Annotated in this window: 1 protein-coding gene; it reads right to left on the bottom strand. The window is 27.2% G+C overall.

Translation table 11 applies throughout. The features are described 5' to 3' along the window. The coding region (locus HMPREF1871_RS04190) for a MetQ/NlpA family ABC transporter substrate-binding protein (RefSeq protein WP_232297366.1) at positions 1-356 on the bottom strand (356 nt) is incomplete at both ends.

The following is a 356-nucleotide window of genomic DNA, read 5'->3' as shown; positions in this document are numbered from 1 at the left end:
AAGATTTTTTTTATTTTCTACTATGTCATCGAATGTAGCATTAATAATATCAACTCCGTCTTTTACTTTTACAAGATTAGCATCTACTAATAGTTTGATGACTCTTCCCCATTCAGCTTTATTATTACTTATTAAAACTAAACCTCCATCACGTAAATCATTTAAGTTTTTAACTTTAGTTGAATATAATCCTAATGGCTCAAGATGAATAGCTCCTGCATTTTCTAAATCATAACCTTTTTCCTTAGTTTCTACATTTAAGAAAGGAATATGTTGGAAATAATTAGCATCTATTTCTTTGTCACTTAATGTTTTATTAGGTAAATAATAGTCTTGATAAGTGACAATATCTAGCT

Source organism: Gemelliphila asaccharolytica, assembly GCF_001553005.1.
Taxonomy (GTDB): Bacteria; Bacillota; Bacilli; order Staphylococcales; family Gemellaceae; genus Gemelliphila; species Gemelliphila asaccharolytica.
The sequence above is the reverse complement of the archived record's forward strand: the minus strand, read 5'-3'. Positions and strand labels throughout refer to the sequence as shown.